This window comes from Arthrobacter sp. Y3221087 (assembly GCF_059089905.1).
Genome location: NZ_JBNHFE010000003.1, coordinates 1 through 21,372 on the forward strand (window position 1 = coordinate 1; position 21,372 = coordinate 21,372).

The following is a 21,372-nucleotide window of genomic DNA, read 5'->3' on the forward strand; positions in this document are numbered from 1 at the left end:
TGAGCTCGCTGGGCTTCAGCACGAACGAGTTGCCCGCGACGAGCGCCGGGGCCACCTTCCAGGCCGCCTGGAGAAGCGGGTAGTTCCACGGGGCGATGAGGGAACAGACGCCCAGCGGCTCGTACACCACACGGCTGATGGCATCCTTCCGGCCCGTGTCGATGACCCGGCCGGCATCGAGCCCAGCGATCTTCCCGTAGTACCGGAAGCACGCGGCAATGTCGTCAATGTCGTACTCCGCTTCGACGAGGCGCTTGCCGGTATCGAGCGCCTCGGCCCGGGCATAGGCGGCCTTGTCCCGCTCCAGCAGTTCGGCCACGCGGAGCATGACCGCCCCGCGTTCAAGGTCGGTGAGCCGCCGCCAGGGGCCGCCATCGAAGGCTGCACGTGCACTGGCGATGGCCCGCTCCGCGTCCTCCGCCGTCGACTTGGCGACAACTGCCACCTCGCTGCCGTCCGCAGGGCAGCGCACGACAGTTGTGCCGCCGTCGGACGCCTCCTGCCAGGCGCCGTCGATGTACAGGCCTTTGACAGTGTCGTGCCCCTGCCCGGCCTGGTGGACCTGCTCAACGGTGGCTGTCATTATTTCTCCTTTTCCTGTGCATTAATCATGCCTAGGCCCTGCCTGCCGGGGCAGCGGCGGCGTTCCGATCCAGCGGGCTGATGCCGTGGCGGTAGAACTCCGCCTGTTGCGGCGCCAAGGGTGCCTTGCCGGCGATCAGGTCGGCGGCCTTTTCCGCCAGCATCATCACGGGTGCGTAGATGTTGCCGTTGGTGACGTAGGGCATGGCGGAGGCATCCACCACGCGGAGGCCCCGGGTGCCGTGCACGGTCATGTCCAGGGGGTTTACCACGGCCATCGGATCGGAATCCGGGCCCATCTTGGCGGTGCAGGACGGGTGCAGCGCCGTCTCGGCGTCGCGGGCTACCCAGTCCAGGATCTCGGCGTCGGTCTGGACCGCACGCCCGGGCGAGAGCTCACCGCCGTTGAAGGGGTCCATGGCGGACTGGCCCAGGATGTCGCGGGCCACGTGGATCGCCTCGACCCACTCACGGCGGTCCTGGTCCGTGGACAGGTAGTTGAACACCATGGAGGGATGCACCGTGGGGTCCGTGGACTTGATCTTGAGGGTGCCGCGGGCGTCGGAGTACATGGGCCCGATGTGCACCTGGTAGCCGTGCTTGGCATCCGCCTTCTGGCCGTCGTAACGGACGGCCACCGGGAGGAAGTGGAACATCAGGTTGGGGTAGGCCACGTCCTCGTTGGAGCGGACAAAGCCGCCGCCCTCGAAGTGGTTGGTGGCGGCCGGGCCCTTCCGGCCAAACAGCCACTGCATCCCGATCCACGGCATGCGCCAGACGTCCAGGGCCGGCTGCATGGACACCGGCTGGGTGCAGGCGTGCTGGATGTAGACCTCGAGGTGGTCCTGGAGGTTTTGTCCGACGCCGGGCAGGTTCACCACGGAGTTGATGCCCAGGGAGTTCAGGTGGGCGGCGTCGCCCACACCGGAGAGCTGGAGCAGCTGCGGCGTGTTGATGGCACCGCCGGCCAGGATAACCTCGCCCGCGTTCACCTGGTGGGTCTTGCCGTTGCGGCGGTAGGTGACGCCGGTGGCCACGTTGCCCGTGAAGTTGATCTTGGTGGCCAGAGCCCGGGTCAGGACGGTCAGGTTGTTCCGGCCGAAATTGGGCCGCAGGTAGGCTCGCGACGCCGAGAGCCGCTGGCCCTTGTGCACGTTGCGGTCAAAGGCTGCGAAGCCTTCCTGGCGGTAGCCGTTGACGTCGTCCGTCAGGGGATATCCGGCTTCCTGCGCGGCGGCGAAGAACGCCTGGAAGAGCGGGTTCGTGGCCGGACCGCGTTCCAGGACCAGCGGGCCGTTGTGACCGCGGAGTTCGTCGTCCGGGTCGGCGGCGAGCGCGTTTTCCATCCGGTTGAAGTACGGCAGGCAGTGCGCAAAGTCCCAGGTCTCCATGCCGGGGTCGGCGCCCCACCGCTCGTAGTCGAGGGGGTTGCCTCGCTGGAAGATCATGCCGTTGATGGAGCTTGAGCCGCCCAGGACCTTGCCGCGGGCATGTGCCACGCGGCGGCCGCCCATGTAGGGCTCGGGGTCCGACTCGTAGCGCCAGTCATAGAGCGGGTTGCCGCTGGGGAAGGTGAGCGCGGCGGGCATCTGGATGAAGAGGTCCCAGGGGTAGTCGCTCCGTCCGGCCTCGAGGACCAGGACGCTGGACTGGCCGCCGTCGCTCAGCCGGTTGGCGAGCACGGAGCCCGCGCTTCCGCCGCCGACGATGACGTAGTCGTAGTGGGTTTTTGTCATGCTGCAAACTCTCCTTCTACCTGGCACCGGTCAGTGGCCCAGGGCAGGTCGTCGTTTCTTCCGAATACGAAAGGTTGACCGTGTTAGCCGGAGAATCCGCGGTATTCCCTGGTGTGGCGTAGGTCATAACCAAGGAGAGTAGTGCAGTTTGAACAAGTGTTCAATAGGAAAACTGGACATTTGTTCAAAAATTAACGGCGCCGAAACATCCGGCTGCGTTTGGGTGCGGAAAGAGGGCGGCGGGATGTGGCATATGTCGGACTTCCGCCCGAATGTGACAGCGCCATGACGGGGGCAAAAGGGCGCCGGCTTACGCCATGGAGGCCGGGCCTCTCCAGGTGACGGTGCCGCGTAGAGACTGCTAGGCGGCGAAGGCGATCTCTTCGGTGCGGGTGATGCTCCGCCGGATGGATTCCTTGTCCACGCCGAGGAGCGCAGTCAGCCACATGCCGTTCTGCACAACGACGATGTCGGCCGCACGCTCCCTGCATTCCTTGCCGGACAGCTCCGGCCTGGCATTGGCTATCAGGGCTGCGAGCCCGTCCAGGTAGCGGTCAAAGGCCGCCGCGTTGATCAGGGCAAAGTCTTCGTGGGCCCTCGCGAGCGCCCACAGGTGAAGGCGCAGGGACAGGTACCGTGTGGTCAGGAGTTCCGGGCCGGCAACGCGTCGAAGGGCGTTCTGGAGCTGCTCGTCCGGAGGCAATGCAGGGTCCGGCGCAACGAGCGCGAGGTCGTGTTCGTCGACGCTGTGCAGCACGGCACGGATCAGGCTCGACTTGTCTTCGTAGTAGTAGTTCACCAGCCCGAGGGCGACCCCTGCCTCCCGGGCCACGGCACGCATGTTCACACCTGAAATCCCGTGGCGGGACAGCAGGTCTAGCGCCGCTTCAAGAATGCGCTGCTGCCGGTCAACCTGCTCGCCCTGTTCACGGGAGTTCACGGTGCTTGTGTCCACCCGGCCAGAATATGGGGAAACCGCGGCTGCTGCACCTCGGCGTGCCCGGTGATGATCCCGCCCCTGCCACTAATGCGCCTGGCCGGCGCCTATTTCGACGATAAGAACGCCGGCGGAAATGAGCAGGATCCCGAAAGCCATGGTGGGCGTCAGTGGCTCCTTGAACAGCACACGGCTGGCCGCCGCTGTCAACGCCACGCCGCAGGCCACCCAGATGCCATACCCCACGCCAAGGGGCATCCCATGGTCGAGCGCCAGGCTCAGGAAACCGAAGGCGGCAACATAACCCAGGACGATGGGAACCAGCCACAGCTTCTTTTTCAGGCCCTCCGAGGCGCGCAGGGACATGGTTGCCGCAACTTCGGTGAGGATGGCCAGGCCGAGGAAAAACCAAGTCATGCCTGCTCCTCCCCGCGGCCTGCACGGTGCGCTTTTTGCGACCCGGCTTCGACCGTGATGACGCCCGCCAGGATCAGCGCGATGCCGAAGCCCATCAGCCAGGTCAGCGGCTCGTCGAAGATCACCGCCGACAGCACCGCAGTCGCGGTGACGCCGCCGGCGCCCCAGGCGCCGTAGGCGACGCTGATGCTCATTCCCAGCCGCAGGCAGACGGTCAGCAGGAAGAACGCGGCGGCATACCCGGCCACAACCAGGACATACCAGCCCGGCGCTTCCAGGGCCGCCTTCAGGGCAAGGGTGGCACTGACTTCCGTGACGATGGCCCCGCCGAGGTAAAGCCAGCGCTTCACTCCGTTCCCCCTTCACCGATCAGGCCGAGGAGGTGGGCCACGATTGCCGCCCTGTCCGCTTTCCCGGGAGCACCCACGCCGCTGGCCTGGGCAGCCCACAGTCCATCCGCCGCCAGCCGGGCAGTCAGAAGCCTCGTCCGCTGTGCAGGTGGCGTCCCGTCAGGGATCAAGAGCCAGTGATCCAGATGCCGGGCCCAGGCCTCCTGCAGGTCAGTCCGGCATGATGAGTGGAACCACAAGGCCCACTCCGCGCGCATGTTCTGCCCGTCAGCCGCCGCCTGGACATAGGAGCGGTACCGTTCCTCCACCGTTCCTTCGCTGCCGCCGACGAGCGCGGCCATTCTGCGCTCCAGCTGGCAGGCAGCGTACTCGACCAGGGCGACCATCAACGCATCCCGGTTTGGAAAGTGGTACATCAGACCGGGCTTGGTGACGCCTGCCTCCGAAGCCACTGCATCGAGGGTGATGGCGGCACCCTGGCTGCGCGAGGCCACGCGCAGGCCCGCTTCAAGGATTTGGGGACGCTGGCTCTCTCTCACACTCAAACTTTACCATCTGGACGGTAAAGTTTGAGCGCCGTTCACGCCCTCTGCAAGCCGTCCCAAAAAGACGCAGCGCGACGTTTCTTGACGCTCCACTACGCCGTGTTGAGCGTCCGCGTCGTCCCGTGAACGCCTGCTACAGGAACGATTGTGGCCCCGCTGGGGGCTCCGTACTCTCAACTCAGCATCAGACCCAGCAAAGGAATTCCAATGTCAAAACCAACAGAGAAGAGCCCGCAGAACGCGGGAAACTCCACCGCATTGTCGCCGGCCAGGCAGCACCCAAGCGGCCCCTTGGGCTGAAGATCGGTATCGCCGCAGCAGTCCTCGCCCTCGTTGGCGGAGGCGCCGCCGTCGCCTCCGCCGTCAGCAGCAACAACTCCGGCACTGCCCCGGCCGCCGAGGCCGCCCCCGCCGGTAACCCCGCAGCCGAACTCAAGCTTGGCTACTTCGGCAACGTCACCCACGCTCCGGCACTGGTGGGCGTGAGCCAGGGCCACATCGCCAAGGAGCTCGGGGACACCAAACTCAGCACCCAAGTGTTCAACGCGGGCCCCGCAGCGATCGAGGCGCTCAATGCCGGAGCCAATAACGCCACCTACATCGGCCCCAACCCGGCCATCAACTCGTTCGTCAAGAGCCAGGGCGAGTCGATCCACATCATCGCCGGCGCAGCCGCAGGAGGCGCGCAGCTGGTGGTCAAGCCTGAGATCAACTCCGCGGCCGACCTTAAGGGCAAGACGCTCGCATCGCCGCAGCTCGGTGGCACGCAGGACGTGGCCCTCCGCGCCTGGCTCGCCTCCGAGGGCTACAAGACCAACGTGGACGGCAGCGGCGACGTCGCGATCAACCCGACCGAAAACGCCCAGACGCTCAAGCTGTTCCAGGACGGAAAGCTCGACGGCGCGTGGCTGCCGGAGCCGTGGGCGTCGCGGCTCGTGCTGACCGCCGGAGCGAAGGTGCTGGTTGACGAAAAGGACCTCTGGGACGGTTCCCTTTCCGGCAAGCCCGGCGAGTTCCCCACCACCATCCTCATCGTGAACCAGAAGTTCGCGGCCGAGCACCCGGACACCGTGAAGGCGCTCCTCAAGGGCCACGCGAAGTCGGTGGAGTGGCTGAACAGCGCGTCCGGCGCCGAGAAGGCCAGCGTCATCAACGCCGCCCTTAAGGAGGCGGCCGGCGCGGAGCTGAAGGCGGACGTGATCGACCGCTCGCTGAAGAACATCGTGTTCACGGTGGACCCGCTGGCCGGAACCTACCAGAAGCTCCTGGCCGACGGTGTCACTGCCGGGACCACCAAGCAGGCCGACATCAACGGCATCTTTGACCTCACAGCACTCAACGAGGTGACGGGCGGGAAGACCTCCGCGGCCGGCCTCGGCAAGGAGTAGCGGCGGCAAGACAGCGTTACCCGAACAGCGCCCGCTTTGGCAGGACGGTAAGCCGTCTCTGCTGAAGCGGGCGTTTGCCGCTCCGCCCTACCCGCCCAGGCCCCCGTTCATCTCAGCACGCGTGGGCGGATTGGCTCCGCGGCGGGAGACGGTAACGGCGGCTGCCCGGGCAGCGTGCTCAAGCAGCTCGGCGAGGCTTTCGGCAGGCAGTTCGCGGAGGTCCTTGCGGTTTTGGGCGCCGTCCAGGCCGCGGTCCACGATGCCGGACAGCAACGCGGCCATGAAGGAATCCCCTGCGCCCACGGTGTCTGCCACGTCCACCTTCGGGGCCGGGCACTCCGCCTCGCCGGCCGCCGTGATGCCCCAGGGCCCGGCCTCACCGCGGGTGACCACCACCATTGACGGCCTTTCGGTCCTGCCGAGGGTCATCCACCGGCGGGCCGATTCCAGCACATCCTCCCCCGGGTACAGCCAGGCCAGGTCCTCGTCGGAGGCCTTGACCACGTCCGCGAGGGACACGAACTTCTCAGTATGGCGGCGGGCGTAGTCCACGTCCGTGATGATGCTGGGCCGGCAGTTGGGATCAAAGCTGATGGTGGCGGACGGGTGCGCGTATTCGACGGCGGCGAGGACGTCGGTTGCGCCCGGCGCCAGCATCGTGGCAATGGACCCGGTGTGCAGCAGGGTGGTGCCTTGCAGCATGAAGCCCAGCCGGTCGGCGATGCCGGGAAGCTCCCAGGCGAGGTCGAACGTGTAGGTGGCGGCGCCGTCGTCGTCCACCAGGGCGGTGGCCACGCTGGTGGGCAGGTCATCCGGGCCGAGCGGAAGCATCACTGAACTGGCGCGCAGGTGCGCAGCCACGGAATCGCCGTAGGCGTCCCGCCCGTAGCGGCCGATGAACTGCACCGGGTGGTCCAGACGGGCCAGGCCCACCGCGACGTTGAGCGGGCTGCCGCCCACGTGTGCTTCGATTCCCGAGGCGCGCTGGACAACGTCAACAAGGCCTTCGCCAATAACAGTGAGCATGGTCATACTCTGCCAGACATGGGCCGCTGCCAGCAGTTCGTGTCAGCGCAGCAGCGCCGCCACCAGTTCCCGGCACGTCCGGTAGGCCTCCGCGCCGGGATCGATCAGCGCGAAGTGGTCGCCGGGGACGCTAACCAGCTGCGGGGGCACCCTGCTGGAGCGGCCCGCGTCAACATACGCTGCGGACATGGCCGGCGGGACGTCGTCGTCATCCTCGGCATGGACGGCGAAGACGGGGACGTCCAGCGGCAGCGCGGCCACCGGATCCGCGTACCGGTACCGGCCGGGAAAGTCCGACGGCGGTCCGCCCAGCAGGTTGGCTACCGCACCGTCGCTGAGGCGGAGCCTTTCGGCCCCGGCCAGATCCAGGACGCCGGACTGGCTCACCACGCCGGCGAGCCGGACGCCCGCGTGGTCCGCCCGGACCTCCCGGTCTTCTTCCGGCAGGCCCAGAAAGCCCAGCCTGTCCCTTCCCGCCGCCCAGACCGCGAGGTGCCCGCCCGCCGAATGGCCCAGTGCCACGACCTTTGCCAGGTCCAGTGAGTGAGGCCCCGCCAGTTCACGCAGGTTGTCGATGCCGGCCAGGATGTCCTGGAAGGTGCCCGGCCAGCCGCCGCCGTTGCCTGCCCGCCGGTATTCCAGGTTCCAGGCCGCGACGCCATGCTCGGCCAGGTCCAGCGCCAGCGGTTCGCCCAGTTCCGCGCCGTACGTTGCGCGCCAGTAGCCGCCATGGATGACCACCACCACGCCCAGCGGCCCCGTGCCGGCGGGCCGTGCGGGCAGGAAAAGTTCGCCCCATTGACTGGAGTCCGGGCCGTATTGGTAGCGGTGGCGCTCGATCATGAGCCGAGACTACAGCGGGCGCGGCACCTCCGCCGTGCCTTGCCGGGGCTTGCCCTGCATGGTTAGCTGGGGGTCCATCCGGCACATCATTGGGGGGAATCATGAGCCAGGTCCGCACCTCGTCTTTGTATACGCGCACGCTGTTCAGCGGCATCGCCCTCGGCGTGCTCGCAGTTCTCATCATGTTGTCCTCGAACTGGTTCATGCAGGGGATCGGCATCAACGCGCTCAACAGCGGCAACCCCGTGGCGGCCTTCCTCGCCCAGCTGTACGGGTTCCTGGCACTGGCGTGCCTGCCGTTTTCAGCCGCGCTTATTTCCGCTGCACTGGTGATGCGGTTCCTGGACCTCCGGCTGCTCAGCCATGGACTGCCCGCACCGGCCGCCGGCCGCGAAGGCGTGCCGGACGGCAACGGCGAGTAACGCCGTCGTTCTTTAGCGTTTGGCAGGGGACCTTTGTGGGCACGTTTCTGTCATGGATTCCTCTGAAACGGTCACCACCCACGATTCGACGGTCGTCGACTGGACCCGCGCCCTGGCCGAGTCCACCGGCTCGCCCGGTGGCGGCGCCGGCACGGGCGTCATGCTGGCCATCGCTGCGTCCCTGACCTCTATGGTGGCCGGCTACTCGGAGAAAGAGGACAACGGCGGCATGGTCGCCTCCATCAGGGAACGCGCCCAGCAGCTCCGCCGGGAGGCCCTCAAACTTGCCGATGACGACTCCGCGGCATCCCGGGCCTTCGGCGCCGCGTTCCGGCTGGACCCGGGACCGGAGCGGGACGAGGCCATCCGCAACGCATCCGTGGACGCTGCCAAAGCCTCGGCCGTCCTCGGCGAGCGCGCCATCGAAGCCATTGATGACCTCGCCTGGCTGGCGGACAAGGGGAACCCTGCCTTGGTCGCGGACGTCGTCGTCGCGTTCGGCGCCCTGCGCGCGGCGGTGGCCGGGGCGCGTACAAACGTCAGCTTCGACTTGGGGTCGCTGCGGTCCGCCGGCACCTCGCTGGAGGATGTCCGGGAGCAGCACCCGGACCTGTGGGCCAATGTGGAACGCCTCACCGCCGCCCTGGACCGGATCGACGGCCTGGCAGCCCGGATTGATGACCGCGCCGCCCCCACCGATAGCATCTGAGGCGGGGGTGGTCACCTCGGCCCTGGCCGTCCCGCTGCTGGGGGCGGCGTGGGTGTTGAACTAGTTAGGCGTCCTCAAGCTGCAGGTGTGGTGTGGGCCGGCGGAACCCGCGGGTCAGGAACGCCAGGTACACCAGCCCGAGCCCTGCCCAGGCCAGGCCCAGTGAGAAGGACAGGCTGCTCAGGCTTGTCCAGAGCCAGACGGTCAGCACCAGCCCGGTACCGGGCAGCACCAAATTGTTGACCAGGCCCTTGGGTCCCCGCTCCTTCCGGTTGATGAAGTAGTGCTTGATGACGGACAGGTTAACCACCGAGAAGGCAACGAGGGCGCCGAAACTGATGAGCGACGAAACAGTGGGGAGGTCGAGCACCAGGGCAAGCAGTGCCACCGCTGAGGTCAGGACGATCGGGACCACCGGTGTGCGCAGCCGCGGGTGGAGCCGTCCCAGGACTGCGGGCAGGACGCGGCTGCGGCCCATGGAAAAGATGATGCGGGAAACCGACGCCTGGGACGTCAGCGCCGACCCCAGGCTGCCCGCAATGTAGGCGGCGGTAAAGAATGCCACCAGGAAGTTGCCACCCGCAGTGCCCACTACTTCAATCGCCGCGGAGTCCGGGCTGGTGAAGGTGCCCACCGGAAGAAGCAGGTGGCTGATGTAGGCAAGGCCCAGGAAGATCAGGCCGGCCAGGACGGTGGTCAGCATGATGGCCCGGGGGATGCTCCGCTGCGGGTTCCTTGTCTCCTCGGCGAAGGTGGAAACCGCGTCAAAGCCCAGGTAGGACAGGCACAGGATGGCGGCGCCGGCCAGGATGGGTGACAGTCCGCCCGCACCGTCCACTCCCGTGAAGGGGGCCAGGAGGTCAACTGTTCCCGAGCCGCTGACCGAGACCCAGGCGAGGACAACGAAGAGCACGATGAACAGGCCCTGGAGTCCCACCACCACGAAGTTGGCCCGGGCCACGGCGGTGATGCCGACGATGTTCAGCACGGTGACGGCCACGATTGAGACAACGATGAACAGCCAGGCCGGCACGCCCGGGAAGGCAGCGTTCAGGTAGATGCCGATCAGCAGGTAGTTGATCATCGGCAGGAGCAGATAGTCGAGCAGCAGGGACCATCCGGCCATGAAGCCCAGCCCCGCACCGAATGACCTCGTTGCGTACGTGTAGGCGGAGCCGGCAAACGGGAAGGCCTTGGCCATCCGCCCGTAGGAACGGGCGGTAAAGAGCATAACCACCAGCGCGGCAGCGTAGGCCGCCGAGAGGCGCCCGCCGGTCAGTTCGACGACGATTCCGTAGGTGCTGAAGATGGTCAGGGGAACCATGTACACCAGGCCGAGCAGCACCAGCGAAGGAACCCCCAGCACGCGGCGCCAGCCGGTTCCGTTCCTTTCGGCCTCAGTTTCGGGCGGGCTCCCCTTCGCGGGGTTCTGGGTATCAAAGGCGGAGGTCATGGGGGGTCCTAAAGGTTCAGGCCTGCGAAGTCGGGGCGGTACAGGGAACGGGAACGATCTGGGGAGGACGGGCGCCCGGGATTCTGGCCGCGCCGTTCGTGGCCACTTTCCTTCTGTTGACTTCGATGCTTGCGAAAGTCCAACCGGCACTCCATAAATGAATGGTGTTCATTTAGTAAACCAGTGACGCCGGTCACGGGTCAAGAGCCTGCGTCGTGTTACGTCCGCGTCATGCGGGGCGGGCCAAGGCCTCCAAGTCGCATTCCCGTCCCCCGTCCTGCCCCCGCCGTAAGCTGGGAGCATGCCTAGTAACTGGGAAAGCCTTGACGCGCCGCTGCGTGATTCCGTGCAGCACAACGTGGAGATCTACCAGCGCGTCCGCCCCGCCCTGAAGCTTGTCACCAAGGACGTCCTGCTGATCATGCGGGACATGTTGAAAGACACCGAGGTCACCCCACTCTTCGTCACCGGCCGGACCAAAACGGTGGAATCGTTCAAGGAAAAGATCTCCCGGACCGAGGAGCCCCTGGAGCCGGGCGGGCCCCGCGTCCTGAAATTCCCGGACCCATTCCGGACCCTTAATGACATGGTGGGGATCCGGGTGATCACCAGGCTGCCGGCCGAGAACGCGACCGTGGCCAACCTGATCAAGCGCCAGCGCCAGCTGTTCGACTGCCGCGGCGACCGTGAGAAGGACATCGGTTCCATCGAATCGGGCACCTACGGGTATTCCAGCCGGCACCTGATCCTGCGGACCATCCAGAACGAGGCCGTGAAGGAATACCAGCAGGTCTTCAACCCGGACGCCCAGCCCAACGGCAGCTACTTCTTCGAGTGCCAGATCCGCACCATCTTCGCCCATGCCTGGAGCGAGATCGAGCACGACATCCGCTTCAAAGCCGAGGACCCGCGTGCCTGGACGCCGCACTTCGACCGCCAGTTCACTGCCACCGCCGCCATGCTGGAAACGGTGGAGACTGCCTTCGCGGACCTGCATGAACGCTATGAGGAAGTCCGCAGCTTCTGGGACATGGACGGCGAGGGTGCCGCACCGCTCACTCCCAACCGGATCCGCGACGTCTGGCGGACCCTGCTCCCCCACGTCGACCGCAAGGTGGACGACGACTGGGGCTGGGCTGCCGAACTCCTCGCCGCGCACAGCCTCAACCAGACCATGCAGCTGGCCGGACTGCTCAGCGCCAACCGCATCACTGAGGTCCGTAAAGCGCTGGACCACCGCTACTCCCCCGGCCCGGACCGCCTGCTCGATGACCTGCTCTTGTGGCAGTACGGCAAGAAGCACATCGAACTCACCGCGGAGGCGCCCGACGTCGTCCCGCACCCCCGGCGCGACAGCCTCCTGCGCCGGCTCAAACAGATCGAGCGTTACCGACTGACGAAGAAGTAGGGCCGCGGCGGGCCGGGGTGCCCGCAGGAGGGGCGGTGGAGTCCCGGACTATCAGGTGGGTGGCAAGTTCAACGCGGTGGGAATCCAGGACTTCCCCGCGCGCCTGGCGCAGCAACGACCGGAGCGCTGCACGCCCCATCTCCTCCAACGGCTGGGCCACGGAGCTCAGGGCAGGCACGGATTCCTCGCCCTGCTTCGTGCCGTCAAAGCCAATCAGGCTCATATCTTCCGGAACGCGGATGCCATGGCGGCCTGCCTCGCCCAGGACCCCGAGCGCGATGGCGTCGCTTCCGGCGAATATGGCGGTGGGGCGCTTTTCCAGCTGCAATAACGCTTTCAGCCCGGCAACTCCGCTCTCCCTGCGGAACCGGCCGCCGGAGACAATGTAGTCGGGGTCCACCGTAAGGCCACGGGCCATCAGGGCGGCCATGTAGCCGTGCAGCCGGGCCTGGTTGCATTCGGCCCTTTCGATGCCTCCGATGTAGGCGATGCGCTGATGCCCTAGTTCGAGCAGATGTTCCGTTGCGGCCTTGCCGCCGGCCCAGTTGGTTGCCCCTACGCTGACGACATCGGCCGAAGGCGGGTTCAGCGGGTCGATCACGACGACGGGAATCTTTCGGCGCCGGAAGGCCTGCAGCTGCCCGGTGCTGAATGCCGAGGTGACCACGATCATCCCTGCCCTGCCTTCTTCCAGCATGCGCTGGGCACGGCGTTCCGGGCTCTGCAGGTTCGAGGGTGACGGTCCGGTGACGCTGACCAGGATCTCGACGTCGGCGGCTGCGGCGGACTGCAGGATGCCGTTGAGGACCTCAATCATGTAGGCAGAGTCGAGCACGTCGATCACCACCTCGATGACGGTTCTTACTTCCGCAGCGGACCGGCGCTGCAGCGGGGACTGGTATCCGGCCTGCTCCAGCGCGGCCAGGACGCGGGCACGCGTTTCCGGTGCCACGTCTTCACGGCCGTTCACCACCTTCGAAACGGTCGGGGCCGAGACGCCGGCCTGCAGCGCCACCATCGCGAGCGTGGGCTTGGCCCGCTCCGGAATCTTCATTGACATCGAGGCTCGCAACCTTTCGAAATTTTCGTGAGCTTCATTCTGCAGATGCATCCGCAACACCGTCAAGAGCAGCACCGGGCGCGAGAGAATTTCGCCCTGAACCTCTTGACCTTAGGCTATCCGGCCCTTTAGTTTAGAGCGTGATCTAAATCACGCGTTCGAAATATTTCGAACAAGGTCATTCTGAGCCTACCCCCCAAATATTTGCGAAGAAGCAATTTCAGATGGAGAAGCAATGAAGCAGCCCCAGACCTCCCGCCGCTCTTTCCTCGCCCTTGCAGCCCTTACTCCGTTCGCCGTCGCAGCAACCAGCGCGTGCGGTACCTCCGGGCCGGGAACCTCGAGCGCAGGCGGGGGTGCCAGCATGTGGTACCTGTCCGGCGAGCCGAACCAGACCACCATGCAAAAGGCCGTTGACGCCTTCAATTCGGCGAACCCGGACAACAAGATCCAGGTCACCTATTTCCAGAATGACGCCTACAAGACCAAGATCAAGACCGCTATCGGAGCCGGCCAGGCACCCACCATCATCTACGGCTGGGGCGGCGGCACGCTGAAGACCTACGCGGAAGCCAGCCAGGTGGAGGACCTGACCAGCTGGTTCGAGGAGAACAAGGACCTGAAGGAAAAGTTCTTCCCCTCCTCCTTTGGCGCAGCCACCGTGGACGGCAAGATCTACGCACTGCCCAACCAGTACGTTGCCCCGATCGTCCTGTTCTACAACAAGGAACTGTTCGAGAAGGCAGGCGTGCAGCCACCCAGGACCTGGGACGACGTCATGTCGCTGGTCAAAACCTTCAATGACATGGGCGTGGCCCCCTTCTCGCTCGGCGGGCAGTCACGCTGGACCTCCATGATGTGGCTTGAATACCTGCTGGACCGCATCGGCGGCCCGGAAGTCTTCAATGCCATCTTCGAGGGCAAGCCGAACGCCTGGATGGATCCCGCAGTCATCGAGACCGGCACCAAGATCCAGGAGCTCGTCTCGGCGGAAGGCTTCATCAAGGGCTTCTCCTCCATAGCGGCCGATTCCAACGCGGACCAGGCCCTGCTGTTCACCGGCAAGGCGGCCATGATGCTGCACGGCTCCTGGACCTACGGTGCCATGAAGAAGGGCGGCCAGAACTTCGTCCAAGACGGCAAGCTCGGCTTCGTCCACTTCCCCACGGTTGCCGGCGGCAAGGGCGACGCCAAGAACGGCGTCGGAAACCCTGCCCAGTACATGTCCATCTCCTCCAAGGCCACGGATCAGGAAAAGGAGTCCGCCAAGAAGTTCTTCAAGGACGGGATACTGACCGAGACGGTCATCGACACCTACATCAACTCCGGCTCCGTTCCCATCGTCAACGGCATCGAGGACAAGCTGGACACGTCCGAGGACAAGGAATTCCTGAACTTCGTCTACGACCTGGCCAAGAACGCCCCGAACTTCCAGCAGTCGTGGGACCAGGCCCTGAGCCCCACCGCAGCCGAGGCCCTGCTGAACAACATCGACCAGCTGTTCCTGAAGTCGATCACGCCGCAGCAGTTCGCCGAGAACATGAATGCCACCCTCGGAAAATGAGTAACGCCGTCTCCACCGCGCCCCGGACCCCTGGCGTAAGGGGTGAGTCCGAGCAAACCGAAAAGCGCAAGGCCGCCCTCGCGTGGCTGACCGTGCCCGCTTTGTTCTTCTTCCTGGTCTTCGCCGTGGTGCCGCTGGCCGGCGTGTTCATCCTCAGCTTCGCCGAATGGGACGGGATCGGCGCCATTGGCGTCGCAGGCATGGCCAACTGGTTCTCCGTCCTCGCGGACCCAGGCCTGTACAACGCCCTGGGGCTGACCTTCCTGATCATGATCGCCTCCTGGCTGGTGCAGACTCCGATCAGCCTCCTCCTGGGGGTCTTCACGGCAGGAAGCCAGCGTTACCGCGCAGCCCTGGCAGTGCTGTACTTCCTGCCCCTGCTGCTCTCCTCAGCGGCGGTAGCCATTGCGTTCAAGGCCCTGCTGGATCCGAACTTCGGCCTGGCCACGGGTCTCGGCCTGCCGTTCCTTGCGCAGGACTGGCTTGGTGTCCCGCACCTGGCCCTTGGCCTGGTCATCTTTGTGATCGCCTGGCAGTTCGTGCCGTTCCACACGCTGATCTACCAGGGTGGCGTGCGGCAGATCCCCAAGTCCCTGTACGAGGCGGCGGAGATCGACGGCGCGGGCATCATCAAGCAGTTCTTCCACATCACGCTGCCCCAGTTGAAGTACACCATCATCACCTCGTCCACCCTGATGGTCGTGGGATCGCTCACCTACTTCGACCTGATCTTCGTGCTCACCGGCGGCGGGCCCGGAAACTCCACCCGGATCCTGGCCCTGGACATGTACCTGCGGGGCTTCCGGGCCAACCTGATGGGCCCGGCGAGTGTCATCGCCGTCATTCTCGTCATCATCGGCCTTGCCCTTGCCTTGCTCCTCCAGCGCCTCGGAGGCAAGGACAAGCAGGGCAGCCAGTTGGAAGGTCTGTAGCGTGAGTACCGTCTTGAACACCAGCACGGAGGAAGCTAGGGCGGGTTCCCCCGCCAACTCACCAGCCCGCACACCCGGCCTGAGCTCCAGGCTCCGGCGGCTCAACATCCCGGCAGGGCTGGGCGGCTGGTTCTGGCTGGCCATCATCATCATCCCGGTCTACTACGTGGTGATTACCAGCCTGAAGACCCAGGAGGGCTACTTCGGCCAGAACCCGCTGGCGCTTCCCACCTCGCCCACGCTGGAGAACTACCAGCTGGTCCTTGAGGCGGATTTCGCCAGGTACTTCATGAACAGTGCCATCGTCACCATCGGTGCCGTGGCCCCCGCGGTGCTGATTTCCTTCATGGCCTCCTTCGCCATCGTGCGGGGCAACGGCAGGTTCCTGAAACTGGTCAACGGCATGCTCCTGATGGGCCTGGCGATTCCGCTCCAGGCGACGATCATCCCCATCTACCTGATGATCATCCGACTCAACCTGTACGACAGCCTCCTGGCACTGATCCTGCCGTCCATTGCCTTCGCCATCCCGCTGACGGTCCTGATCCTGTCCAACTTCATCCGCGACGTACCGAACGAACTGTTCGAATCGATGCGGCTGGACGGCTGCAGCGAATGGCAGATCATGTGGCGGCTGGCCCTCCCGCTGACCCGTCCGGCCATCGTGACCGTCGCCATCTACAACGGCCTGCACGTCTGGAACGGATTCCTGCTTCCGCTGGTCCTCACCCAGAGCCCCGAACTGCGCGTCCTGCCCCTGGCCCTGTGGACCTTCCAGGGTGAGTACAGCGTCAACATTCCGGCGGTGCTCGCCTCGGTGATGCTGAGTACGCTGCCCATCCTGGTGCTCTACGTCGTGGGCCGCCGCCAGCTGCTCAGCGGCCTGACCGCCGGCTTCAGCAAATAGAAAGGACTTCTCCTATGACCACCGCGAAACCCCTGCGGGTAGGCATGGTGGGCTACGCCTTCATGGGCGCCGCCCACTCCCACGCCTGGCGCACCGCGCCCCGGTTCTTCGACCTGCCGCTGCAGCCGGAACTCACCGCGGTTGCCGGCCGGAACGCCGAGGGCGTACGCGCCGCAGCGGACAAGCTCGGCTGGGACTCAGTCGAGACGGACTGGCGCCGCCTCATCGAGCGGGACGACATCGACCTCATCGACATCTGCACGCCGGGCAACACCCACGCCGAAATTGCCATCGCAGCCCTCGAAGCCGGCAAACATGTGCTGTGCGAAAAGCCGCTGGCGAACTCCGTGGAGGAAGCGGAAAGGATGACACTGGCCGCGGAAACGGCCGCCAAGCAGGGCATCATGTCGATGTGCGGCTTCAGCTACCGCCGCACCCCGGCACTGGCATTGGCCAAGCGGTTAGTGGAACAGGGCCGGCTCGGCGACGTCCGCCACGTCCGGGCCCAGTACCTGCAGGACTGGCTGTCCGACGCCAGCGCCCCCATGACCTGGCGGCTGGACAAGAGCAAATCAGGGTCCGGTTCATTGGGAGACATCGGAGCTCACAGCATCGATGCGGCCCAGTGGGTGACCGGCCGGAACATCAGTGGCGTGTCCGCACTGCTCGAAACGTTTGTCACTGAGCGCCCGCTGGCGGGCGAGATGGTGGGCCTGGGCGGCCACGGCGACCTGAGCGGCGACGCGCCCCGGGGCGCCGTCACGGTTGACGACGCGGCGATCTTCAGTGCAAAGTTCGACGGCGGTGCCGGCTCCACGGGCACGATCGGCGTCTTCGAAGCAACGCGCTACGCCCTGGGCAGGAAGAACGCCATGCGCCTGGAGGTCAACGGCACCAAGGGCTCCCTCGCCTTCGACTTCGAGGACATGAACGTCCTGAACTTCTACGACGCCGCTGAATCCCCCGACGCCGGTTTCCGGCGCATCTTCGTCACCGAGCCCGAACACCCGTACGTGGGTAACTGGTGGCCCACAGGCCATGGGCTGGGCTACGAGCACGGCTTCACCCACCAGGTGGTGGACCTGGTCACGGCAATCGGCGAAGGCCGCCAGCCCGAGCCGTCTTTCGCGGACGCGCTGCAGGTCCAGCGGGTCCTCGCAGCCGTGGAAGCAAGCGCCGCCAACTCCAGCCAGTGGCAAAAAGTATGAGCAACACAGCCCAAGCTTCAGCAGAGCGAGGAAACCCCATGACCCGACCCATCACACTGTTCACCGGCCAGTGGGCCGACCTCCCGTTTGAGGAGGTGGCACGCCTCGCCGGCGAATGGGGCTTTGACGGCCTGGAAATTGCCTGCTGGGGCGACCACCTGGACCCGCGCCGGGCGGCGGAAAACGACAACTATCTCCAGGGCCGGCTGGACATCCTGGAGAAGAACCACCTGCAGGTCTTCGCCATCGCCAACCACCTCACCGGCCAGGCCGTGTGTGACGACCCCATCGATGAGCGCCACCAGGGCATCCTGTCCCCGGAAATCTGGGGAAACGGCGAACCGGAAGGAGTCCGCCGCCGTGCAGCGGAGTCTATGAAGGACACCGCCCGGGCAGCCGCCCGCCTTGGCGTCAAGACAGTGACAGGGTTTACAGGCTCTTCCATCTGGAAGGCAGTGGCCATGTTCCCACCCGCCTCGCAGGCAATGATCGACGCCGGGTACCGGGACTTCGCGGACCGCTGGAATCCGATCCTGGACGTCTTCGAGGAAGAGGGTGTCCGGTTCGCACTGGAGGTGCACCCGTCCGAAATCGCCTACGACTACTGGACGGCCAAGCGAACCCTGGAAGCCATCGGACATCGCAAGAGCTTCGGGCTCAACTTCGATCCGTCGCACTTCATCTGGCAGGACCTTGATCCGGTGATGTTCCTGCAGGACTTTGCCGAACACATCCTGCATGTCCACATCAAGGAATCCGTCCGGCAGCTCGACGGCCGCAACGGGCGGCTCGGCTCCCATCTGGCCTGGGCGGATCCGCGGCGCGGCTGGGACTTCGTCACGGCCGGGCACGGGGATGTGCAGTGGAACCGGATCTTCCGGACGCTGAACGCCATCGGCTACACCGGCCCCACGAGCATCGAATGGGAGGACGCTGGCATGGACCGCCTCGTTGGTGCCCCGCAGGCACTGGCCATGGTCAAGGAACTGTCCCGGATCGCCCCGCCCGCAGCGGCCTTCGACGCCGCCTTCGCCAGCCGCTGACCAGCCAACCAAAGGAAACCTGACATGACAGATCGCAAGAACGCCCTGGTGGTCCGCGGCGGCTGGGACGGCCACCAGCCCTACGAGGCCACCGAGCTCTTCATCCCCTACCTCAAAGACAACAGCTACGACGTGCGGGTGGAGGAGTCCCCCAAGGTCTACGCCGACGCCGAATACATGGCCGGTGTGGACCTGGTCATGCAGTGCATGACCATGAGCACCATCGAGAAGGACGAGTTCGCCGGGCTGCGCGCCGCCGTTGAGAACGGCGCCGGGCTTGCCGGCTGGCATGGCGGGATCGCCGATTCCTACCGGAACACCTCCGACTACCTGCACCTGATCGGCGGCCAGTTCGCCTGCCATCCAGGCAAACACCCTGATGAGTGCGTCGGTGAACAGTCCGACAACTATGTGCCCTACACCGTCAACATGCTGCCGGCAGCAGCGGAGCACCCGATCACCAAAGGCATAAGCGACTTCGACCTGGTCACAGAACAGTACTGGGTCCTGTCCGACGATTACATCGACGTCCTCGCCACCACCACCCAGAAGGTCCGGGAATGGGATCCATGGAACCGCGAAGTCACATCCCCGGCCATCTGGACCCGGCAATGGGGCAAGGGCCGGATCTTCGTAGCCACTCCGGGACACCGGGTGGAAATCCTCCAGGACACCAACGTCCGCACCATCATTGAAAGGGGCCTGTTGTGGGCAAGCCGTTGAAAGTAGGAATCATTGGCTGCGGGGCCATCATTGCGCAGTACCTCGCCAGCTTCCGCAGGCTTCCGGACCTCGAACTCGTGGCCGTGGCGGACCTGGACCTGAACCGCGCGCAGACCGTGGCGGAACAGTACGACGGCGTCCGTGCCCTCTCCGTTGAGGAACTCCTCTCCGCCGACGACGTCGAACTGGTCGTGAACCTCACCATCCCGGCCGCGCACGCGGACGTGGCACTGAAGGCGATCGCCGCAGGAAAAGGCGTGTACGGCGAGAAACCCCTTGCCGCCACCACTGACGAGGCACGCCAGGTACTGGACGCAGCGCGGAAGGCGGGTGTCGCCGTCGGCTGTGCACCCGACACCGTACTCGGCACCGGCATCCAGACTGCGCGCAAGGCGATCGATGACGGCCTTATCGGTGCGCCCATTTCCGCCACCGCCACCATGGTCACACCCGGCCATGAGCGCTGGCACCCGAATCCGGACTTCTACTACCAGCCCGGCGGCGGCCCGCTCCTGGACATGGGCCCCTACTACGTGACCGCCCTGGTAACCCTGCTGGGCCCCGTTGTCTCGGTGATGGGAGCCGCGAGCCATACCCGCAGCGAGCGGACCATCGGTTCCGGGCCCCGCCAGGGCGAAAAGGTCCCGGTGAACGTCGACTCACACGTGACCGGCATCCTGGTCCACGCCTCCGGGGCACTCTCCACCCTGGTCATGAGCTTCGACGCCGTGAAGTCCAAGTCCCCCAACATCGAAATCCATGGCGAGCGCGGATCGCTGATCGTGCCCGACCCCAACCACTTCGACGGCGACGTCCAGCTGTTCCCCCTGGGCGCCGGCGGCTGGGAGACCCTCCCGGTGTCGGCCGGATACGTTGATTCCGGCCGGGGGTTCGGCATTGCGGACCTGGCTGCCACCCCGCCGGGCCGTGAACCGCGGGCGGGCGGCGCCTTGGCATTCCACGTCCTTGAGGTCATGGAGTCCGTCCTGGCGTCAGCCCATACCGGCTCTTCCGTACGCATCAGCAGCACCGTGGAGCGGCCGGAGAGCGTCGAACTGACCATGGTGGCCGAGGACGCCGACGCGCTCCAGGCGCAGGAAGCATCCTAGGTATGGCCTACACAGCGGAAAACTGGCCCGTCGCCGCGGCGATGCTTCCCTTTCCGGGTACCAGCCCGGACGGAACACACGTCAACGACGCGGCTCCATCCGCGTGGGCCGAGGCGCTGGCTGAGGTGAAGGATGCCGGGTTTGCCAACGCGGACCTGACGGACAGCTGGCTGCGGCCCGGCGACCTGAGCCGGCACCGACTCGCCGAATTCAAGCAGGCGGCAGAGGAAGTGGGCATTGGCATCCCGGCCATTTCCGCCATCCGGCGCAGCGTGATCGATCAACGCAACTGGGAAGCCAACCTGGCCTACAGCCACCGCACCATCGACGCCGCTGCAGAATTGGGCTGCGAGGTTGTCTCCTTCGGGCTCCACCAGGCCATCACCCCGGAGCAGCAGAAGCAGTTGTGGTTCTGGACGGTGGAAGGGCACAAGGACCCGTCGGGAGACAAGGAAGCGTGGGGTGACGCCGTCGCCCGCCTTCGCGAACTCGGCCGGCACGCCGCGGGGGTAGGTGTCCTGGTTTCGCTCGAAATGTACGAGGACACCTACCTCGGCACCGCGGACTCGTCCGTGCGCCTCCTCCAGGACATCGGGCTTCCGAACGTGGGCCTGAACCCGGACCTGGGCAACCTGGTCCGGCTGCACCGGCCGGTGGAGGACTGGCGTGAGATGGTGGCCAAAACCCTGCCCTACTCCAACTACTGGCATATGAAGAACTACTTCCGGGACGAAGACGCCGCGCGCGGCACGTATGTGACCATTCCGGCTCCGATGGAAAGCGGCCTCATTAACTACCGCGAGGCCTTCAAGCTGGCGCTGTCCGCCGGCTTCCAGGGCATCCTCTGCACCGAGCACTACGGCGGGGACGGCTTGAGCGTCTCCGCCAGCAACCAGGACTACCTCCGGCGCCACGTGCTTCCCAAGCGGGACGGTTATGCGCTGGGCGAGAGCCATGTTGCGCAGGGACGGCAACAGCCGACGGCGGACCTCGTCAACGCGTGACTGCCC

At 65.8% G+C, this 21,372-nt stretch carries 22 protein-coding genes; 12 read left to right on the forward strand and 10 right to left on the reverse strand.

Annotated elements, in window-relative coordinates; all coding sequences use genetic code 11:
- From AC5RUO_RS11795 to AC5RUO_RS11820, 6 genes are all read right to left on the reverse strand, one after another.
- Positions 1-583, reverse strand: a 583-nt coding sequence (locus AC5RUO_RS11795) for an aldehyde dehydrogenase family protein (protein ID WP_494103588.1), incomplete at its 3' end; no start/stop codon positions are given.
- Between the two features lie 31 nt (positions 584-614).
- Entirely contained in the window at positions 615-2,318 is a 1,704-nt protein-coding gene (betA, locus tag AC5RUO_RS11800; RefSeq protein ID WP_494011245.1) for a choline dehydrogenase, read from the reverse strand.
- A 361-nt stretch (positions 2,319-2,679) separates the two neighbouring features.
- Complete coding sequence (locus tag AC5RUO_RS11805; RefSeq protein WP_494011246.1) at positions 2,680-3,273, reverse strand: TetR/AcrR family transcriptional regulator; 594 nt, start codon at positions 3,271-3,273, stop codon at positions 2,680-2,682.
- A gap of 69 nt (positions 3,274-3,342) precedes the next feature.
- The gene (locus AC5RUO_RS11810) at positions 3,343-3,672 is read right to left on the reverse strand and encodes a DMT family transporter (RefSeq protein WP_494052780.1); all 330 of its coding nucleotides are present in this window, start codon (positions 3,670-3,672) and stop codon (positions 3,343-3,345) included.
- Positions 3,669-4,022 carry a DMT family transporter gene (locus AC5RUO_RS11815; protein ID WP_494011248.1) on the reverse strand — a complete coding sequence of 118 codons (354 nt, stop codon included), beginning with the start codon at positions 4,020-4,022 and terminating at the stop codon, positions 3,669-3,671. The genes AC5RUO_RS11810 and AC5RUO_RS11815 overlap by 4 nt, the downstream gene beginning before the upstream one ends.
- Positions 4,019-4,561 (reverse strand): TetR/AcrR family transcriptional regulator, encoded by a 543-nt coding sequence (locus tag AC5RUO_RS11820; protein WP_494052778.1) that lies wholly within the window; start codon positions 4,559-4,561, stop codon positions 4,019-4,021. Before AC5RUO_RS11820 ends, AC5RUO_RS11815 begins: the two co-directional genes overlap by 4 nt.
- 263 nt (positions 4,562-4,824) lie before the next feature.
- On the opposite strand from AC5RUO_RS11820, the gene AC5RUO_RS11825 reads away from it, so the two are divergent.
- Positions 4,825-5,955, forward strand: coding sequence for an ABC transporter substrate-binding protein (locus tag AC5RUO_RS11825; protein WP_494103784.1), 1,131 nt, complete (start codon positions 4,825-4,827; stop codon positions 5,953-5,955).
- An 87-nt stretch (positions 5,956-6,042) separates the two neighbouring features.
- On the opposite strand, the gene AC5RUO_RS11830 is transcribed toward AC5RUO_RS11825, so the two are convergent.
- Positions 6,043-6,981, reverse strand: a complete 939-nt coding sequence (locus AC5RUO_RS11830; RefSeq protein WP_494103589.1) for a carbohydrate kinase family protein — start codon at positions 6,979-6,981, stop codon at positions 6,043-6,045.
- A 42-nt stretch (positions 6,982-7,023) separates the two neighbouring features.
- Positions 7,024-7,824, reverse strand: a complete 801-nt coding sequence (locus tag AC5RUO_RS11835; protein ID WP_494103590.1) for an alpha/beta hydrolase — start codon at positions 7,822-7,824, stop codon at positions 7,024-7,026.
- Between the two features lie 101 nt (positions 7,825-7,925).
- Here AC5RUO_RS11835 and AC5RUO_RS11840 point away from each other — a divergent pair, with 101 nt between their 5' ends.
- Together AC5RUO_RS11840 and AC5RUO_RS11845 are read left to right on the forward strand one after the other, a co-directional pair.
- Positions 7,926-8,246 carry a hypothetical protein gene (locus AC5RUO_RS11840; RefSeq protein ID WP_494103591.1) on the forward strand — a complete coding sequence of 107 codons (321 nt, stop codon included), beginning with the start codon at positions 7,926-7,928 and terminating at the stop codon, positions 8,244-8,246.
- 52 nt (positions 8,247-8,298) lie between these two features.
- The gene (locus AC5RUO_RS11845) at positions 8,299-8,955 is read left to right on the forward strand and encodes a cyclodeaminase/cyclohydrolase family protein (RefSeq protein ID WP_494103592.1); all 657 of its coding nucleotides are present in this window, start codon (positions 8,299-8,301) and stop codon (positions 8,953-8,955) included.
- 64 nt (positions 8,956-9,019) lie between these two features.
- Here the strand turns inward: AC5RUO_RS11845 and AC5RUO_RS11850 are convergent, their stop codons facing one another.
- Complete coding sequence (locus AC5RUO_RS11850) at positions 9,020-10,408, reverse strand: APC family permease (RefSeq protein ID WP_494103593.1); 1,389 nt, start codon at positions 10,406-10,408, stop codon at positions 9,020-9,022.
- Positions 10,409-10,709: 301 nt separating this feature from the next.
- On the opposite strand from AC5RUO_RS11850, the gene AC5RUO_RS11855 reads away from it, so the two are divergent.
- On the forward strand, positions 10,710-11,816 hold the full coding sequence (locus AC5RUO_RS11855) for a GTP pyrophosphokinase (protein ID WP_494103594.1): 1,107 nt from the start codon (positions 10,710-10,712) through the stop codon (positions 11,814-11,816).
- Here the strand turns inward: AC5RUO_RS11855 and AC5RUO_RS11860 are convergent.
- Positions 11,779-12,876 (reverse strand): LacI family DNA-binding transcriptional regulator, encoded by a 1,098-nt coding sequence (locus AC5RUO_RS11860; RefSeq protein ID WP_494103595.1) that lies wholly within the window; start codon positions 12,874-12,876, stop codon positions 11,779-11,781. The two genes, AC5RUO_RS11855 and AC5RUO_RS11860, sit on opposite strands and share 38 nt — an antisense overlap.
- A gap of 235 nt (positions 12,877-13,111) precedes the next feature.
- Here AC5RUO_RS11860 and AC5RUO_RS11865 point away from each other — a divergent pair, with 235 nt between their 5' ends.
- From AC5RUO_RS11865 to AC5RUO_RS11900, 8 genes are all read left to right on the forward strand, one after another.
- Positions 13,112-14,440: an extracellular solute-binding protein gene (locus AC5RUO_RS11865; RefSeq protein WP_494103596.1), complete on the forward strand. Its 1,329-nt coding sequence runs from the start codon at positions 13,112-13,114 to the stop codon at positions 14,438-14,440.
- On the forward strand, positions 14,437-15,372 hold the full coding sequence (locus AC5RUO_RS11870) for a carbohydrate ABC transporter permease (RefSeq protein ID WP_494103597.1): 936 nt from the start codon (positions 14,437-14,439) through the stop codon (positions 15,370-15,372). The genes AC5RUO_RS11865 and AC5RUO_RS11870 overlap by 4 nt, the downstream gene beginning before the upstream one ends.
- Positions 15,373-15,451: 79 nt before the next feature.
- On the forward strand, positions 15,452-16,279 hold the full coding sequence (locus AC5RUO_RS11875) for a carbohydrate ABC transporter permease (RefSeq protein WP_494103785.1): 828 nt from the start codon (positions 15,452-15,454) through the stop codon (positions 16,277-16,279).
- Positions 16,280-16,293: 14 nt separating this feature from the next.
- Positions 16,294-17,487 carry a Gfo/Idh/MocA family protein gene (locus AC5RUO_RS11880; RefSeq protein ID WP_494103598.1) on the forward strand — a complete coding sequence of 398 codons (1,194 nt, stop codon included), beginning with the start codon at positions 16,294-16,296 and terminating at the stop codon, positions 17,485-17,487.
- Between the two features lie 38 nt (positions 17,488-17,525).
- The gene (locus tag AC5RUO_RS11885) at positions 17,526-18,530 is read left to right on the forward strand and encodes a sugar phosphate isomerase/epimerase family protein (RefSeq protein ID WP_494103599.1); all 1,005 of its coding nucleotides are present in this window, start codon (positions 17,526-17,528) and stop codon (positions 18,528-18,530) included.
- A gap of 24 nt (positions 18,531-18,554) precedes the next feature.
- Positions 18,555-19,253 (forward strand): ThuA domain-containing protein, encoded by a 699-nt coding sequence (locus AC5RUO_RS11890; RefSeq protein WP_494103600.1) that lies wholly within the window; start codon positions 18,555-18,557, stop codon positions 19,251-19,253.
- Entirely contained in the window at positions 19,238-20,362 is a 1,125-nt protein-coding gene (locus AC5RUO_RS11895; RefSeq protein ID WP_494103601.1) for a Gfo/Idh/MocA family protein, read from the forward strand. The genes AC5RUO_RS11890 and AC5RUO_RS11895 overlap by 16 nt, the downstream gene beginning before the upstream one ends.
- Positions 20,363-20,364: 2 nt before the next feature.
- Positions 20,365-21,366 carry a sugar phosphate isomerase/epimerase family protein gene (locus tag AC5RUO_RS11900; protein ID WP_494103602.1) on the forward strand — a complete coding sequence of 334 codons (1,002 nt, stop codon included), beginning with the start codon at positions 20,365-20,367 and terminating at the stop codon, positions 21,364-21,366.
- Positions 21,367-21,372: the final 6 nt, after the last annotated feature.

Excerpts from the sequence above, each read along its gene's own strand:
- AC5RUO_RS11810 (WP_494052780.1), bottom strand. The coding sequence starts at position 3,672 with ATGACTTGGTTTTTCCTCGGCCTGGCCATCCTCACCGAAGTTGCGGCA.
- AC5RUO_RS11900 (WP_494103602.1), top strand. The coding sequence starts at position 20,365 with ATGGCCTACACAGCGGAAAACTGGCCCGTCGCCGCGGCGATGCTTCCC.
- AC5RUO_RS11830 (WP_494103589.1), bottom strand. The coding sequence starts at position 6,981 with ATGCTCACTGTTATTGGCGAAGGCCTTGTTGACGTTGTCCAGCGCGCC.
- AC5RUO_RS11860 (WP_494103595.1), bottom strand. The coding sequence starts at position 12,876 with ATGTCAATGAAGATTCCGGAGCGGGCCAAGCCCACGCTCGCGATGGTG.
- AC5RUO_RS11865 (WP_494103596.1), top strand. The coding sequence starts at position 13,112 with ATGAAGCAGCCCCAGACCTCCCGCCGCTCTTTCCTCGCCCTTGCAGCC.
- AC5RUO_RS11845 (WP_494103592.1), top strand. The coding sequence starts at position 8,299 with ATGGATTCCTCTGAAACGGTCACCACCCACGATTCGACGGTCGTCGAC.
- AC5RUO_RS11870 (WP_494103597.1), top strand. The coding sequence starts at position 14,437 with ATGAGTAACGCCGTCTCCACCGCGCCCCGGACCCCTGGCGTAAGGGGT.
- AC5RUO_RS11855 (WP_494103594.1), top strand. The coding sequence starts at position 10,710 with ATGCCTAGTAACTGGGAAAGCCTTGACGCGCCGCTGCGTGATTCCGTG.
- AC5RUO_RS11850 (WP_494103593.1), bottom strand. The coding sequence starts at position 10,408 with ATGACCTCCGCCTTTGATACCCAGAACCCCGCGAAGGGGAGCCCGCCC.
- AC5RUO_RS11880 (WP_494103598.1), top strand. The coding sequence starts at position 16,294 with ATGACCACCGCGAAACCCCTGCGGGTAGGCATGGTGGGCTACGCCTTC.
- betA (WP_494011245.1), bottom strand. The coding sequence starts at position 2,318 with ATGACAAAAACCCACTACGACTACGTCATCGTCGGCGGCGGAAGCGCG.
- AC5RUO_RS11890 (WP_494103600.1), top strand. The coding sequence starts at position 18,555 with ATGACAGATCGCAAGAACGCCCTGGTGGTCCGCGGCGGCTGGGACGGC.
- AC5RUO_RS11840 (WP_494103591.1), top strand. The coding sequence starts at position 7,926 with ATGAGCCAGGTCCGCACCTCGTCTTTGTATACGCGCACGCTGTTCAGC.
- AC5RUO_RS11835 (WP_494103590.1), bottom strand. The coding sequence starts at position 7,824 with ATGATCGAGCGCCACCGCTACCAATACGGCCCGGACTCCAGTCAATGG.
- AC5RUO_RS11885 (WP_494103599.1), top strand. The coding sequence starts at position 17,526 with ATGACCCGACCCATCACACTGTTCACCGGCCAGTGGGCCGACCTCCCG.